At 70.0% G+C, this 14,097-nt stretch carries 11 protein-coding genes; 8 read left to right on the top strand and 3 right to left on the bottom strand.

Features of this window, described 5'->3' with window-relative positions; all coding sequences use genetic code 11:
- Positions 1 to 4 precede the first annotated feature (4 nt).
- The 3 genes from ACQPZO_RS30885 to ACQPZO_RS30875 all read left to right on the top strand — a co-directional run bounded on the left by ACQPZO_RS30885 (position 5) and on the right by ACQPZO_RS30875 (position 5,182).
- Positions 5 to 469: a DUF5318 domain-containing protein gene (locus ACQPZO_RS30885; RefSeq protein WP_396671867.1), complete on the top strand. Its 465-nt coding sequence runs from the start codon at positions 5 to 7 to the stop codon at positions 467 to 469.
- Between the two features lie 191 nt (positions 470 to 660).
- Positions 661 to 3,537: a transglycosylase domain-containing protein gene (locus ACQPZO_RS30880; RefSeq protein ID WP_433345800.1), complete on the top strand. Its 2,877-nt coding sequence runs from the start codon at positions 661 to 663 to the stop codon at positions 3,535 to 3,537.
- 130 nt (positions 3,538 to 3,667) lie between these two features.
- On the top strand, positions 3,668 to 5,182 hold the full coding sequence (locus ACQPZO_RS30875) for a glycosyltransferase family 87 protein (RefSeq protein WP_433345798.1): 1,515 nt from the start codon (positions 3,668 to 3,670) through the stop codon (positions 5,180 to 5,182).
- Between the two features lie 24 nt (positions 5,183 to 5,206).
- Here ACQPZO_RS30875 and ACQPZO_RS30870 read toward each other — a convergent pair whose 3' ends face one another.
- Together ACQPZO_RS30870 and ACQPZO_RS30865 are read right to left on the bottom strand one after the other, a co-directional pair.
- Positions 5,207 to 7,414, bottom strand: coding sequence for a hypothetical protein (locus ACQPZO_RS30870; RefSeq protein WP_433345796.1), 2,208 nt, complete (start codon positions 7,412 to 7,414; stop codon positions 5,207 to 5,209).
- Entirely contained in the window at positions 7,411 to 8,202 is a 792-nt protein-coding gene (locus ACQPZO_RS30865) for a deoxyribonuclease IV (RefSeq protein ID WP_433345794.1), read from the bottom strand. The genes ACQPZO_RS30870 and ACQPZO_RS30865 overlap by 4 nt, the downstream gene beginning before the upstream one ends.
- 595 nt (positions 8,203 to 8,797) lie before the next feature.
- On the opposite strand from ACQPZO_RS30865, the gene rpsF reads away from it, so the two are divergent.
- The 5 genes from rpsF to ACQPZO_RS30840 all read left to right on the top strand — a co-directional run bounded on the left by rpsF (position 8,798) and on the right by ACQPZO_RS30840 (position 13,615).
- Positions 8,798 to 9,088: a 30S ribosomal protein S6 gene (gene rpsF, locus ACQPZO_RS30860; protein WP_117668160.1), complete on the top strand. Its 291-nt coding sequence runs from the start codon at positions 8,798 to 8,800 to the stop codon at positions 9,086 to 9,088.
- Positions 9,089 to 9,176: 88 nt separating this feature from the next.
- The gene (locus ACQPZO_RS30855; protein WP_433345792.1) at positions 9,177 to 9,725 is read left to right on the top strand and encodes a single-stranded DNA-binding protein; all 549 of its coding nucleotides are present in this window, start codon (positions 9,177 to 9,179) and stop codon (positions 9,723 to 9,725) included.
- A 41-nt stretch (positions 9,726 to 9,766) separates the two neighbouring features.
- Positions 9,767 to 10,006, top strand: a complete 240-nt coding sequence (rpsR, locus tag ACQPZO_RS30850; RefSeq protein ID WP_007073789.1) for a 30S ribosomal protein S18 — start codon at positions 9,767 to 9,769, stop codon at positions 10,004 to 10,006.
- 14 nt (positions 10,007 to 10,020) lie between these two features.
- Positions 10,021 to 10,467 carry a 50S ribosomal protein L9 gene (gene rplI / locus ACQPZO_RS30845; RefSeq protein ID WP_433345790.1) on the top strand — a complete coding sequence of 149 codons (447 nt, stop codon included), beginning with the start codon at positions 10,021 to 10,023 and terminating at the stop codon, positions 10,465 to 10,467.
- 481 nt (positions 10,468 to 10,948) lie between these two features.
- A complete protein-coding gene (locus ACQPZO_RS30840; RefSeq protein ID WP_433351375.1) occupies positions 10,949 to 13,615 on the top strand; it encodes a replicative DNA helicase in 2,667 nt (888 codons plus the stop codon).
- A 64-nt stretch (positions 13,616 to 13,679) separates the two neighbouring features.
- Here the strand turns inward: ACQPZO_RS30840 and ACQPZO_RS30835 are convergent, their stop codons facing one another.
- The gene (locus ACQPZO_RS30835) at positions 13,680 to 14,084 is read right to left on the bottom strand and encodes a zf-TFIIB domain-containing protein (protein WP_433351373.1); all 405 of its coding nucleotides are present in this window, start codon (positions 14,082 to 14,084) and stop codon (positions 13,680 to 13,682) included.
- Between the last annotated feature and the right edge of the window lie 13 nt (positions 14,085 to 14,097).

Here is a 14,097-nt window from a genome sequence, read left to right as displayed (position 1 = left end):
CCGCATGCGTACGCAGCGCCAGGTGGTCGACTACTCGCTCCGGAAGCGGGCGGTGCTGCGCGAACTCCTCGCCGGCCGGGTCGGCACGTACGACGTCTGCGACGCCTCCCCGTACCTGAAGAACGCCGCCCGGTTCCACGGGGAACCGACCGAAAACCGCTGCCCGATCTGCCGTAGCGAGAACCTCACCCACGTCCACTACATTTACGGGGACGAGCTCAAGCAGTCCGCCGGGCAGGCGCGTACTCTGACCGAGTTGCCCGTCCTGGCGATGACGCTGCGTGAGTTCCAGGTCTTCGTGGTGGAGGTGTGCCTCGGCTGCGACTGGAATCACCTCGTCGAGCAGTACCTGCTCGGCCGGGACGGGCTGGCCGGTGACACGGAGGCCGGGGCGGAGCAGGGCGCGGTGGGCGGCTCGGCCGCGGGTGCCGGTCCGGCCGTTCGGCGGAGGCGAGAGGCGCAACGGTGAATCCAGCTGGTTCGGTTGACCCGGTGTGGAGAAGACGGGATGACCGACAGCCCTTTGGCCTGATTGGCCCGATTGATCCTGAAGTAACGCCCCCGACCCGACACGCTCGGGCGGGGACGTCGCGTGTTTCAGCTCACGGCAACCCGGTGGCGGCGCGATCGCGTCCCACCGCGACCGGCAGGGTGTGAGGAATGAACTCGTACGGCGATCCCAGCTCCTCGCGCGGGCGGGCCCAGATCCCGGGCGCCAACGGCGACCCAGGCACGGCCGACGCGCACGGCCGCGACGGCGACGCCCGCGGCAACGGCTGGTCACCCGAGGGTACGGCACAGGGCGGCCGTGCCTCGGTCGCGCCCCGGGGCACCGGTGGACGCGCCTCGGTGGGCGGCTCGGCGTCCGTGCCGCCGCCGCGCGGCGGCGTCGCCGGCTCCGCTTCGGTGGGGTCCGCCTCGGTCGGGCGCGCGGGCGCGGGCCGGGCCTCGGTGCCGGCCCCCGGCGCCCCGGCGGCCGGGCGGGCCGGCGCGGGTCGAGCCTCGGTGCCCGTCTCCCCGGCGCCCGGCGGCGCCCCGGCCGGGCGGGCCTCGGTCGGAGTCGGCTCCGCCGGTCGGGCGAGCGTCGGGTCCGCGGCGGTGGGCGGGCTCGCCGGCCGGGCGACCGTCGGCCGGGCCGGGGTGGCCCCGGTGTCCGGCGGCGGTGCGGGCGGGCCGGGAGGCCCCGGCGGGCCCACCGGGCCGGGACGCGGCGGTCGTGGCGGTCGCGGCGCGGGCGACCCGAACGCGATCGCACGGGCGAAGAAGCGTCGCCGGATCAACATGCTGATCGCCAGCTTCGCGATCTTCATCATGCTGGCCGGCATTGGCGTCGTCGGCTTCACGTACTACTCGACCACGGTCGTGCTGCCCGAGCAGTTGCCGCTGCCGCTGTCCACCACGGTGTACGCCAAGGACAACAAGACGGTCCTGGCCAAGCTCGGCAACCAGAACCGGCAGCTCGTCAAGATCGACGAAATCCCGAAGCACGTGCAGGACGCGGTGGCAGCGGCGGAGGACCAGAACTTCTACGAGCACTCCGGCGTGGACTACAAGGGCATCGCCCGGGCCGCGTGGAACAACCTCACCAACGAGGACAAGCAGGGCGCCTCGACCATCACCCAGCAGTACGCCCGCAACGCCTACGCGAGCCTGAAGGACGACACGTACGCCCGGAAGGTCAAGGAGGCGATCCTCGCCTCCAAGCTCAGCGAGGATTACACCAAAGCCGAGATCATGGAGCACTACCTGAACGTGATCTACTTCGGGCGCGGCGCGTACGGCATCGAGGCGGCGGCACAGACCTACTTCGGGGTGCCGACCAAGAAGCTCACCGTGGCCCAGGCCGCGGTGCTCGCCGCGGTGATCAAGCAGCCGACCGCCACCGGAACCCACAGGGGCTACGACCCGGCGGTCAACCCGGACGCCGCGCGGTCGCGGTGGACCTACGTGCTCGACGGCATGGCAGCCAAGGGCTGGATCAACGCCCCGGGCAAGCCACAACGACCGACCGACGCGCAGTACCCGAAGCCGCTCAGCCCGAAGGCCGCCGGCTCGGCCGCGTTCGGCGTGAACACCCCCCGCGGCAACGTGGTCAACTACGTCCGCGACGAGATGGAGCAGTGGGGCATCTGCTCCAACTCAGGGGCGGCCGGCAAGATCAGCTGCGCAGACGCGTTGCGTGAGGACGGCTACCGGATCCAGACCACGATCGACCCGAAGCTCCAGGGCGCGGCGGAGAACACCGCGATGCGGGCCAAGAAGAACTCCGAGCTGGCCGATCAGCCGAAGAACCTGATGGCGGCGGTGGTCTCGATCGAGCCGAAGACCGGCCGGGTGCTCGCCTACTACGGCGGCGACAGCGGCGCGGACTTCGACTACGCCGGCAAGAACACCGACTCCGCCGGCAACCTCACCGGCGGCCACGCCCCGGGTTCGTCGTTCAAGGTCTACACGCTGGCCGCCGCGATCGACGCCGGCATCTCCGTGAAGTCGCACTGGGACGCCACCCCGTTCAAGCCGGAGGGCTTCGACAACGAGGTGCAGAACGCGGGCCGGGGCGCCGGCGTCTGCAAGAAGTGGTGCACCCTTGAGGAGTCCACGGTCAAGTCGTACAACGTGCCGTTCTTCCACGTCACCGAGAAGATCGGCCCGGACAAGGTGGTCGACATGGCCCGCGCGGCCGGCGTAACCACCATGTGGACCACCTCCGACAACCCGCCGAAGCCGATCGACCTGACCAAGAAGAAGGGCGAGGATGTCGCCCCCGAGCCCTTCTACCACGTGATCGGCTACGGCCAGTACCCGGTGACGGTCCTCGACCACGCCAACGGCCTGGCCACCCTCGCGAACGACGGCAAGTACAACAAGGCCCACTTCGTGATGAAGGTCGAGAAGCAGAACGTGGACACCGGCAAGTGGGAGCTGGTCAACGGGGAGAAGCTCAATCGCACTCCTCCGCAACGAATCCGCGCGGACGTGGCCAAGGAGGTCACCAGCGTCCTCAAGCAGATCCCCGGTCCCAACAGCCGGTCGCTGGACGGCGGCCGGGAGGCGGCGGGCAAGACCGGCACCTGGGAGTACGACAGCAAGGACAACGCCCACGCCTGGATGGTCGGCTACACCCCACAGATCGCCACCGCGGTCTGGGTCGGCAGCAAGGACCCGAAGAAGCCGCAAATCAAGGACAAGAACGGCGAGGACATCGGCGGCTCCAAGCTCCCCGGCGCCATCTGGCAGCGGTACATGAACGCCGCGCTCGACGGCGAGAAAAAGGAGAGCCTGCCCTCGGTCACCGGGATGGGCGACGAGAAGGCCGGCAACGGCACCGAGCCGCCGCCGCCCCCGGCCCCGACCCAGCCCGAGCAGCCCAGCTGCGACCCGCTGAACCCTCTCTGCCCGCAGACCCCCGGCAACCCGGGCAACCCGGGCAACCCGGGGCCGGGCAACCCGGGCGCTACCGACCCCCGGCCGAGGAACGGCAACGGCGGCAACGGTGGCGGGCTGTTGCCCACCGTCGCGCCCCGCACCCGCGAGTGAGCGGACCGGGCTGAGCATCGCCGCCGCCGGCGGCCGGACACCACGTCCGGCCGCCGGCGGCGTTTCGCGTACCGGAATGTTCGCGCCTGGGCGGGACGCGGAGGCCACCGGTACGGGATGATTGCTGTCCATGAGCACCCAGTCGACGACAGACATCGACGACGCCGGGGCCGGTGACCACCCGTCCCGGTCGGACGGATTCGTCCGCGGCGCCTCGGAGTTGATCGGCGGCCCGCTGGGCGACCACGCGGTCGCGCTGGACCGGCCCGCCGGCCGCGAGAGCCGGTTCTGGACGGCCACCCGGATCGTGCTGGCCCTGGCCTGCCTGACCCTCGCGCTGCACTGGGTGCAGAAGTCCCCCTGCCAGGACGGTGCCTGGCAGAACAACGTGCAGTACACCCGCATGTGCTACACCGACGTGCTGGCGCTCTACTACGCCGAAGGGCTCAACGAGGGCAAGGTGCCCTACCAGGACCACCCCGTCGAGTACCCGGTGCTGACCGGGTACTTCATGGGCGCGCTCGGGCTGCCGGTGCACGCGCTCGGCGTAGACAACCCCGAGATCAACCAGGGGCAGTGGTTCTACAACCTCAACGTCCTGGTGCTCGGCGCGCTCGCGGTGGCCACCGTCGCGGTCATCCTCAACCTGCGCCGCCGACGACCGTGGGACGCCGCCCTCTTCGCGCTCGCCCCCGCGCTGTTCCTCACCGCCACCGTCAACTGGGACCTGCTCGCCGTCGGGCTGGCCGCGTTCGGGCTGTTCGCCTGGGCCCGCCGCCGCCCGGCGGTGGCCGGGGTGCTGCTCGGCCTGGCCGGGGCGGCCAAGATGTGGCCGCTGTTCGTCCTCGGGCCGATCCTGGTGCTCGCCCTGCGCTCGAATCGGCTCCGCGCCGGCCTCACCGCCATCGGCACGGCGCTCGTGGCGCTCGTCGCGGTCAACCTCCCGGCCGCCGTGCCCTACCGCGACAACTGGGACCGCTTCTTCGAACTGAACACCACCCGGCCCATCGACTGGGGCACCCTGTGGTACATCGGGCGCTACCTCGACGGCAAGGTCAACACCGGCGGCCCCGGCTCGATGGGGCCGTTCGAGTGGCTGAACGCCAACATCCCCACCCTGAACTGGCTCTCATACGCCCTCTTCGGGCTGGCCTGCCTCGGGGTGGCCGCGCTGGCGCTGCTGGCGCCGCGCCGGCCGCGGCTGGCCCAGCTCGCCTTCCTGGTCGTCGCCGCGTTCCTGATCTTCAGCAAGGTCTGGTCGCAGCAGTTCGTGCTCTGGCTGCTGCCGTTGGTCGTCCTCGCCCGGCCGAAGTGGGGCGCGTTCATCGCCTGGCAGGTCGCCGAGATCGGCTACTTCGTCGCCTTCTACGGGGAACTGCTCGGCACGGCGACCAGCCGCCCGGTGTTCCCCGAGGGGGTCTTCGTGCTGGCCTCCGCGCTGCGGTTGGGCACCGTCGTGCTGCTCTGCGTGCTGGTCGTCAAGGAGATCCTGGACCCGGGGCGGGACGCCGTGCGGGCCACCTACGCCGACGACCCGGACGGCGGCGTGCTCGACGGCGCACCGGACGCCCCCTGGCTGAGCCGCTGGCGGCGACGGCAGGGGGCGATTGACACGGCCGCCGAACCGGCCCCGGCGGACACCTGACGCCACCGGGGCCGGGCCGGGCCGTCAGAACCGGTAGACCACCGCGCCCTCGATCTCCTCACGGGTGATGCCGAGGGCATCGACCGGAACATCGATCGTCGTCTCCCACGGCGTGCCCGCGATCCGGTCGCGCAGCACCACCACGTTGCGGATGCCCAGGTCGCGCAGATAGGTCACGCTCGCCTGGTCCGGGAAGCTCTCGGCGGCCTGCCGGATCTCGGCCTGCCGCACCGGGGTGAAGCCGCTGCCGCCGTTGACCATGTTCTGGAACCTGCTGGTCGACCACAGCATCACCGGCTGGTCGAGGTTCTGGCTGCTCGGCAACACCAGCATCGGGCCGTCCACCGACCGCATCGCGGCGGGCTGGGCCGGCACCACCGGATGCGGCGTGCTGTTCAGCCCTTCGGCGAGCACCAGCAGCAGCGGCAGCACCGTGGCCAGCCGTAGCCACGGACCCGGCCACGGCGGGACCCGCTCGGCGGCCCACTCCCGCACCCGGACGGCGAAGGCGCTGACCGCGCCCGCGGCGAGCAGCCCGAGCAGCAGCGTCGTCCACAACATCATCCGCCCGGGCGTGCGCAGGCCGTTCCAGCCGGGCAGATACTCGAACAGCAGCCCGTAGGTGAAGGTGCCGCCGAAGAACCGGGTGCCCATCGCCAGCACCATCGTCACCACCACCCCGGCGAGCAGCAGCAGCCGGTGCCGCAGCCGCCACACCGAGAAGAACAGCCCGCCCGCGGCGAGCGCGTACAGCACGAAGCCCGGCAGCAGGGTCATCTCCGGGTGCCAGGGCAGGAACGACCGCGCGCCCTCGTGCAGGCCGCCCCACACCCGGGACTCCGCCGGGGCGGTGAAGAAGCCCGAGAACGGCGGAGAGTAGACGCCGATGTCGGCGAGCGTCCGCGCGGCGTTCGGGTGCAGCTCGGCGACCTTGAAGAAGGGAACGGCCAGCAGCCCGCCCACCCCGGCGAAGAGCAGCCCGCCGACCACGTCGGCGACGAGCAGCCGGACCCCGAACGGCCGGGGGTTCGACCGCCGCCGGACGAACCACGTCACGGCGGCGACGAGCGTCGCCCCCGCCAGCGCGTACGCGAACGGCAGCCCGATGCCGAAGCCCAGGCTGAGCTGCCAGGCGGCCACCAGCCAGCCGGCGTAGGCCCACCCGGCGTGCCGCCGCTCGGGGCGGTAGCCGTGGCGCAGCGACCAGCCGTGTCCCCGGGCCAGCATGGCCAGCGCCAGCGGGATTCCGCCGTTGGACACGATGTGCAGGTGACCCGCCTGGGCGAGCAGCCAGGGGGCGTACGTGTAGCTCACCCCGGCCACCGCCGCGCCCGCCCGACCCGCGCCGAGCTGCCGGGCCAGCGCGTACGCCCCGAGCGTGGCCAGCGCGTGGGCCAGCACGAACATGATGTTGTACCGCAGCAGGGCGGCCTCGGGGCCGGTGCCGATCATGCCGGCCGGCGCGTAGCCGAGCAGGGTGTCGGAGAACGCGAAGCTCCACGGGTCCGGGAAGAACGTGTTGGACTGCCACAGCTGTGCCGGGTCGGTCAGCAAGATGTGGCCCGACCAGGCCATCTGCCAGGCCTGGAGGCTCGGGTCCCAGTAGTCCTGGGGAAGCGTGTAGAGGGGGTAGCGCAGCGTCGGCCAGGTGAGCGCGACGGCCAGGGCCAGCGAGGCGAGCACGGCCAGGGTCCACTCGTGGACCAGGAACCGGCCGATCGCCCGCAGGACGCGCCCCACCCGCCCGGGCACCCGCTCCGGAGCGGGGGCGAACGCCTCCCACCGGTCCGGCTTCGCGCCGCCGCCGTCCTTCGCGGTGCCGCCGTCCTTGTCCGCCTTCTTCTTGTCCGAGGCCTTCGCCGTTCCGGCGTCCTTGTCCGCTGCTTCCTTCTTGTCGGCGTCCTTCTCCGTGTCGCCGCCCTTGGTGTCGCCGCCCTTGGCGGCGTTCGTGTCCGCGGACTTGGTGACGGCGTCGTCCTGACCGGCGTCGTCCTTCGCGATGTCGGCCTTCGCGCTGTCGTCCCCCGCTGCGGGCTCGGCGTGCTGCCCCGCGTCGGCCGTCTTCCGGCCGGCGTCGGCCCGGTCGCTGCCGGCTGCCTGCCCGTCGTCGGTCGCCCCGCCGTCCCCGATGCCCTTCGTGGCGGTGTCCGGGTTCTTCACGGCGGCACCATCCACCAGCGGACTCCCGCCGGTCGTGTCCTCGTCGGTGGCGCCGACCCGCTCGGTCGTCATGCCGCCGTGCTTTTCGCGCCCAGCCGGTCGCGCAGGAACGCGATGTCGGTGCCCTGCCCGTCCACCCCGCCCGGGGTCTCCACGATCACCGGTGCGTCCGCCGCCCGGATCACCGCCACCACCAACTCCGGGTCGATCCTGCCGCCGCCGAGGTTGTCGTGCCGGTCCCGGCCCGAGTCGAACGCGTCCTTGGAGTTGTTGGCGTGGACCAGGTCGATCCTGCCGGTGATCGCCTTGACCCGGTCGACCAGGTCCAGCAGCTCCTCACCCCCGGCGTGGGCGTGGCAGGTGTCCAGGCAGAAGCCCACCTCGTACTCGCCGACGGCGTCCCAGAGCCGGGCCAGCGCGTCGAGGCGACGGGCGCAGGCGTTGTCGCCGCCGGCCGTGTTCTCGATCAGCACCGGGAGGGCGAAGCCGCCGTTTTCGGCCGCGTACGCGAAGGTCTTGCGCCAGTTGTCGAAGCCGACCGCCAGGTCGTCGCCCGCGTTGACGTGCCCACCGTGCACGATCAGGCCCTTCGCGCCGATCCCCGCAGCGGCGGTGGCGTGGCCGAGCAGCAGCTTCCGGCTCGGGATACGGATCCGGTTGTTCAGCGTCGCGACGTTGATGACGTAAGGCGCGTGGACGTAGAGGTCGACGTCGGCGGCCCGTAGCCGGTCGGCGTCCTCCCGTGGTTGCGGTGCCTTCCAGCCCTGTGGGTCGGAGAGGAAGAACTGCACGGCCTCGGCGGCCCGGGCGGCCGCCTCCGACAGCGGGTCGGCGGAATCGACGTGGGCTCCGATACGCATGGAGGCGAGCCTACGTCGCGGCACCGACGCGCGGGGTGACGGTGCGCCCGGGTGGCGGCATCCGGTGCGGCGGCACCGGTTTGGCGGGGCGTCACCCGGGGCGGAGGTGGTCGTTGGTCCGGGTGGGATCGACGGTCGACTCTCCCGGGCGCCAGTGATTCTCCGGGGCGCGGGCGGGCCGGGGCGAGCTGCGGAATTCTGGGTAAAAGCTCAAATCCGCCCCACAGGGGACGAATGCCATTGTACTGTCAGATAACAACACGATGAAGCTCCGCGGGGCGTCGCGATCCAACCTCATCGGTGTGGTCGTTCCTCCCCAGGTCCCACCCAAGGAATGCGGACGGGACGCCCCGCGGCCTCGTGACGGGGGCCCGGTCCGACGCCAGCGTCGGACCGGGCCCCCGTCCTGTGCGCCCTCCGTGCCGCCGGTGGTACGCCGCGAGTGGTCGACCTGCCCGGGCATGATCGTTCGGACCGGGTATTCTGGTCCGGTTGTCCGCGCCCGGCCGGGTTCCCCCGGTCCGGAGCGGGCAGACGCACGACCTCCTGCCGCGGAAGGACCGTGGCCGCTTAGCCCACAGGAGGTGAGCACGTCTTGCGTCATTACGAAGTCATGGTGATCCTCGATTCCAGCCTCGAGGAACGCACCGTCGCCCCGTCGCTCGACACGTACCTGAACGTGATCCGGACCGCGGGTGGCTCGGTGGAGAAGACCGACGTGTGGGGCCGTAGGCGCCTCGCGTACGAGATCAACAAGAAGGCCGAGGGCATCTACGCCGTCATCGACCTGCAGGCGACGCCTGCGGCGGTGGCCGAGCTGGACCGTCAGCTGCGGCTCAACGAGTCCGTGCTGCGCACCAAGGTCATCCGTCCGGAGATGCGCTAACAGCGTCCAGTCCGGTTCACCCGGTTCACCCGGATCAGCTTCATCGACGCTGTCGTAGGGCTCTGAGAGTCTGTACGGCGAACGATGAGTGCGCGAGGAGATGGTCATGGCAGGAGACACCACCATCACGGTCATCGGCAATCTGACCGATGACCCCGAGTTGCGATTCACCCCCTCGGGGGCCGCGGTCGCCAAGTTCCGGGTCGCTTCGACGCCCCGGTTCATGGACAAGGCGTCCGGCGAATGGAAGGACGGCGAGCCGTTGTTCCTCGCGTGCACGGTCTGGCGTCAGGCCGCCGAGCACGTCGCCGAGTCGTTGCAGCGCGGCGCCCGGGTGATCGTGTCGGGCCGGCTGCGTCAGCGGTCCTACGAGACCCGCGAGGGTGAGAAGCGCACCGTCATCGAGCTTGAGGTCGACGAGATCGGCCCGTCGCTGCGCTACGCCACGGCGAAGGTGCAGAAGATGTCCCGCTCCGGCGGCGGTGGCGGCGGCTTCGGTGGTGGCGGCGGCGGTGGCGGTGGTGGTGCCCAGGGCGGCGGCGGAGGCAACTTCGACGACCCTTGGGCCTCGGCCGCACCAGCTCCCTCGCGCGCTGGTTCGGGTGGCGGCAATTTTGATGAGGAGCCCCCGTTCTAATGGCGCCGAGCGCCCGCGATCGCAAACCAGGAGCACGGTCAATGGCTAAGGCTGCGGCCCTTCGCAAGCCAAAGAAGAAGGTGAACCCGCTAGACAAGGACGGGATCACCTATATCGATTACAAGGACACCGCGCTGCTGCGCAAGTTCATCTCCGACCGCGGCAAGATCCGCGCTCGACGGGTGACCGGCGTGACCTCGCAGCAGCAGCGGCAGATCGCCCGCGCGGTCAAGAACGCCCGCGAGATGGCGCTCCTGCCGTACACGGCCACGGCCCGCTGAGAGGAGGCACCGACATGAAGATCATCCTGACTCAGGAGGTGTCCGGCCTCGGTGCCCCGGGCGACATCGTCGAGGTGAAGAACGGCTACGGCCGTAACTACCTGCTGCCGCAGGGCTTCGCGATCGTCTGGACCAAGGGTGCGGAGAAGCAGGTCACGGTCATCAAGCGGGCCCGCTCGGCCCGGGAGATCCGCGACCTCGACCACGCCAACGAGGTCAAGGCCCGGCTCAACAGCCTGAAGGTCAACCTGAAGGCCCGCGCCGGCGACGGCGGGCGGCTCTTCGGTTCGGTCACCCCGGCCGAGATCGTCGACGCCGTCAAGGCGGCCGGCGGCCCGACCCTCGACCGTCGGCGGCTGGAGCTGCCCAGCCACATCAAGTCGCTGGGTGCGTACCCGGTCAGCATCAAGCTGCACCCCGACGTGACCGCCAAGTTCGACCTGAACGTCGTCCAGGGCTGACACCGAAGCACCACACACAGGGCCCGCACCGGTACGCCGGTGCGGGCCCTGTGCGCATGGTGCGGCCCTGCTCAGCCGACCGATCCGCTGACCGGTGACGGCGCTGATCACACCGTCGAGAGCCCCCCGACCACCGCCGCCAACCCAGGATCGGCGAAACTTACCAAGAATTTCTTATCCACAAGGTGTGGGTAGAGTTTTCCCAGCTCACAGCGTTGCGTGGAGGAATTCCCCAGCGGTTGTCCACAGGTTGTGCACACCCTGCGCACATGTTGTCCACCGGTGTCCACAGGTTGTCCCAAGGCTCGTCCACCGGCGTGGTTGAGTCGCTGACCTCGGGTTCCGTATGGTTGCCTCTCGACCGACGGTGCGATGACCCCCGATCGACCCGACCGGTCCGATCGGAAGTCGCCGTGCCCGGCGGCGGACCGGTAGTCGAACCGAGGCAGCGGAGGGGGGACCCGTGTCGGTCGCCGACGACATGCGGACGCAGCCACGAGGCGGTGGCCAGCCGCCAGCCCCCTCCCAGCGGGAGGGCCAGTTCGAGAAGACCCCGCCCCAGGACGTCGCGGCCGAGCAGTGCGTTCTCGGCGGCATGCTGCTGTCCAAGGACGCCATCGCCGATGTCGTCGAGATCCTGAAGTCCCACGACTTCTACCGGCCGGTGCACGCCACCGTCTTCGACGCCATCCTCGACATCTACGGACGGGGCGAGCCTGCCGACCCGATCACCGTCGCCGCAGCCCTGGCCGACTCGGGCGACCTGGCCCGAATCGGCGGGGCCCCGTACCTGCACACGATGATCGCGAGCGTGCCGACCGCCGCGAACGCGGCCTACTACGCCCGGATCGTCGGGGAGCGGGCGGTGCTCCGCCGGCTGGTCGAGGCCGGAACGAAGATCGTGCAGCTCGGGTACGGCACCGGCAACAACGGCAGCCGGGACGTGGACGACATCGTCGACCTCGCCCAGCAGGCCGTCTACGACATCACCGAGCGCCGGGTCAACGAGGACTTCGCCGTCCTGGCCGACATGCTCCAGCCGACGCTCGACGAGATCGAGGCGGTCGGCGCCCAGGGCGGCATGATGACCGGCGTGCCGACCGGCTTCACCGACCTGGACCGGCTGCTCAACGGCCTGCACCCCGGACAGTTGATCATCGTGGCCGGTAGGCCCGGTTTGGGCAAATCGACCGCTAGCATGGACTTCGCCCGCAACGCGGCCATCCGGGCCAATCAGGCTGCGGCGATCTTCTCGCTGGAGATGAGCAAGGTCGAGATCGTCATGCGACTGCTCTCGGCCGAGGCCCGGGTCCCGCTGCACGTGCTGCGCAGCGGCCAGCTCTCCGACGACGACTGGACCAAGCTGGCCCGGTGTATGGGCGAGATCAGCGAGGCCCCGCTCTTCGTCGACGACACGCCGAGCATGAACCTGATGGAGATCCGGGCCAAGGCGCGCCGGCTCAAGCAGAAGCACGACCTCAAGATGATCGTCGTCGACTACCTCCAGCTGATGACCTCGCCGAAGCGCACCGAGAGCCGGCAGCAGGAGGTCGCGGACCTGTCCCGTGGCCTCAAGCTGCTCGCCAAGGAGGTCGAGTGCCCGGTGATCGCGGTGAGTCAGCTCAACCGTGGCCCGGAACAACGGACGGACAAGCGGCCCCAGCTGTCCGATCTACGTGAATCTGGCTGCCTCACCGCCGAGACCAGGCTCCTCCGCGCGGACAACAACACAGAGGTGACGCTGGGTGAACTCCTCGCCGGTGAGGTCAAGGAAGTTCCTGTCTGGGCGCTCGACGACAACCTTCGCTACGCCCCCCGCACCATGACCCACGTCTTTCCGAGCGGCACTCGCGAGGTGTTCCGGATGACACTGGCGTCGGGAAAGCAGATCGAGGCCACGGCCAACCACCCCTTCCTGACCTTTGCCGGCTGGGTGCCGCTGAGCGAGTTGGCTGCCGGGGCGCGTATCGCGACGCCGAGGCACATCCCGCCGCCGCTCGCCACTAGGCCCTGGCCTGAGGAAGAGGTGGTCCTGCTGGCCCATCTGCTCGGTGACGGCTCGTTCGTCCGGCGACAACCGATTCGGTACGCCAGTTGCGACGAACAGAATTTGCAGGCGGTTGCGGATGCGGCGAAGCACTTCGGCATCTCTGCTGTCCGGGACGACTACGCCGCCGCCCGGGTGACCACCCTGCGCCTGCCTGCTCCTTATCGACTGGCCAGGGGCCGCCGGAATCCGGTGGCCGAATGGTTGGACGGTCTCGGGCTGTTCGGCCTCAGGTCTCACGAGAAGTTCGTGCCGCAGACGGTTTTCGGCCTGCCCAAGGAGCAGATCACCACCTTCCTCCGCCATCTGTGGGCGACCGACGGATCCGTCTTCCTCAACAAATCCGGCCGCGGTGGCAGGGTCTACTTCTCCTCGACCAGCCGACGAATGTTGGAGGACATCTCCCGACTTCTACTCCGGTATGGCATAACCGCCCGTCTCAAGGCCGTACCTGTCGTGCGGCACCGGCCTCAGTACACGCTCGATATTTCAGGCCGGGATGACCAGCTTCGTTTTCTCCGTGAGATCGGGGTGCACGGCGAGCGGGCGGCCAACTGCGCGGCGCTGCTCGGCGCGCTGGAGGAGCGGGAGAGTAATACCAACGTTGACACCGTGCCCACGGAAGTGTGGTCGGAGGTCCGTAGGATCCTCGTCGACCAGGGCATGAGCTATCGGGAGTTCGCCAAGGCGATCGGAACCCAGTTCTGCGGCAGCACCCTCTGGAAACACGCACCCAGCAGATCCAGGCTGGCGAAGATTGCGGCGGTCCTCGACTCAGTGGACCTTGAGCTGCACGCCACCAACGACATCTTCTGGGACGAGATCGTCTCAATTGAGTCGATCGGTGAGCGTGACGTGTACGACGCGACCGTCCTCGGCACGCACAACTTCGTCGCCAACGGCATTGCCACCCACAACTCCATCGAGCAGGATGCCGACGTGGTAATCCTTCTACACCGAGATGACTACTACGACAAGGAGTCGCCACGCGCGGGCGAGGCTGACTTTATTGTTGCCAAACACAGAAATGGTCCGACCGACTCCATCACCGTGGCCGCGCAACTTCACCTCTCCCGCTTCGTGGACATGGCGATCGTCTGACCGACCCCAGGGGGCGATCCCGGGACCGGCTGGCAACACCACCGGCCGGCCCCGGACACGTCCGTCAGTCGAAGAGCTCGCCGAGGAAGCCGCCGTGCTTCTTCTTGCGGCGGTAGTGGCCGTGGTAGCCGTGGTGCTGCTGGCCGTGCCCGCCGTACGCCGGGGCGACGGGCGGGTAGCCGTGCGCGGGCGGGGGCGGCGGGGGAACCGCGCCGTACCCCGGCTGCTGTGGCTGGTGGGCGGGCGGCGGAGGCGGCGGGTAGGCACCGGGCGCCTGGGGGCGCTGTGCCGGGTTCGGGGCGCCCGCCGGCTGCTGCCGGTTCCAGTTCGCCTCGGCCTCGAACAACTTCTCCAGTTCGCCGCGGTCGAGGAAGATCCCCCGGCACTCGCCGCACTGATCGATGACGACTCCGCTGCGTTCGTACTGACGCATGTCTCCGTGACACTTGGGACAGGTGAGCTGCATTATCCGAAGGTACCTG

Origin of the sequence: Micromonospora sp. CA-111912 (assembly GCF_050948415.1) — a bacterium.
Classification (GTDB): Bacteria; Actinomycetota; Actinomycetes; order Mycobacteriales; family Micromonosporaceae; genus Micromonospora.
Note: the sequence above shows the minus strand (reverse complement) of the source record. Positions and strands in the feature narration are given on the sequence as shown.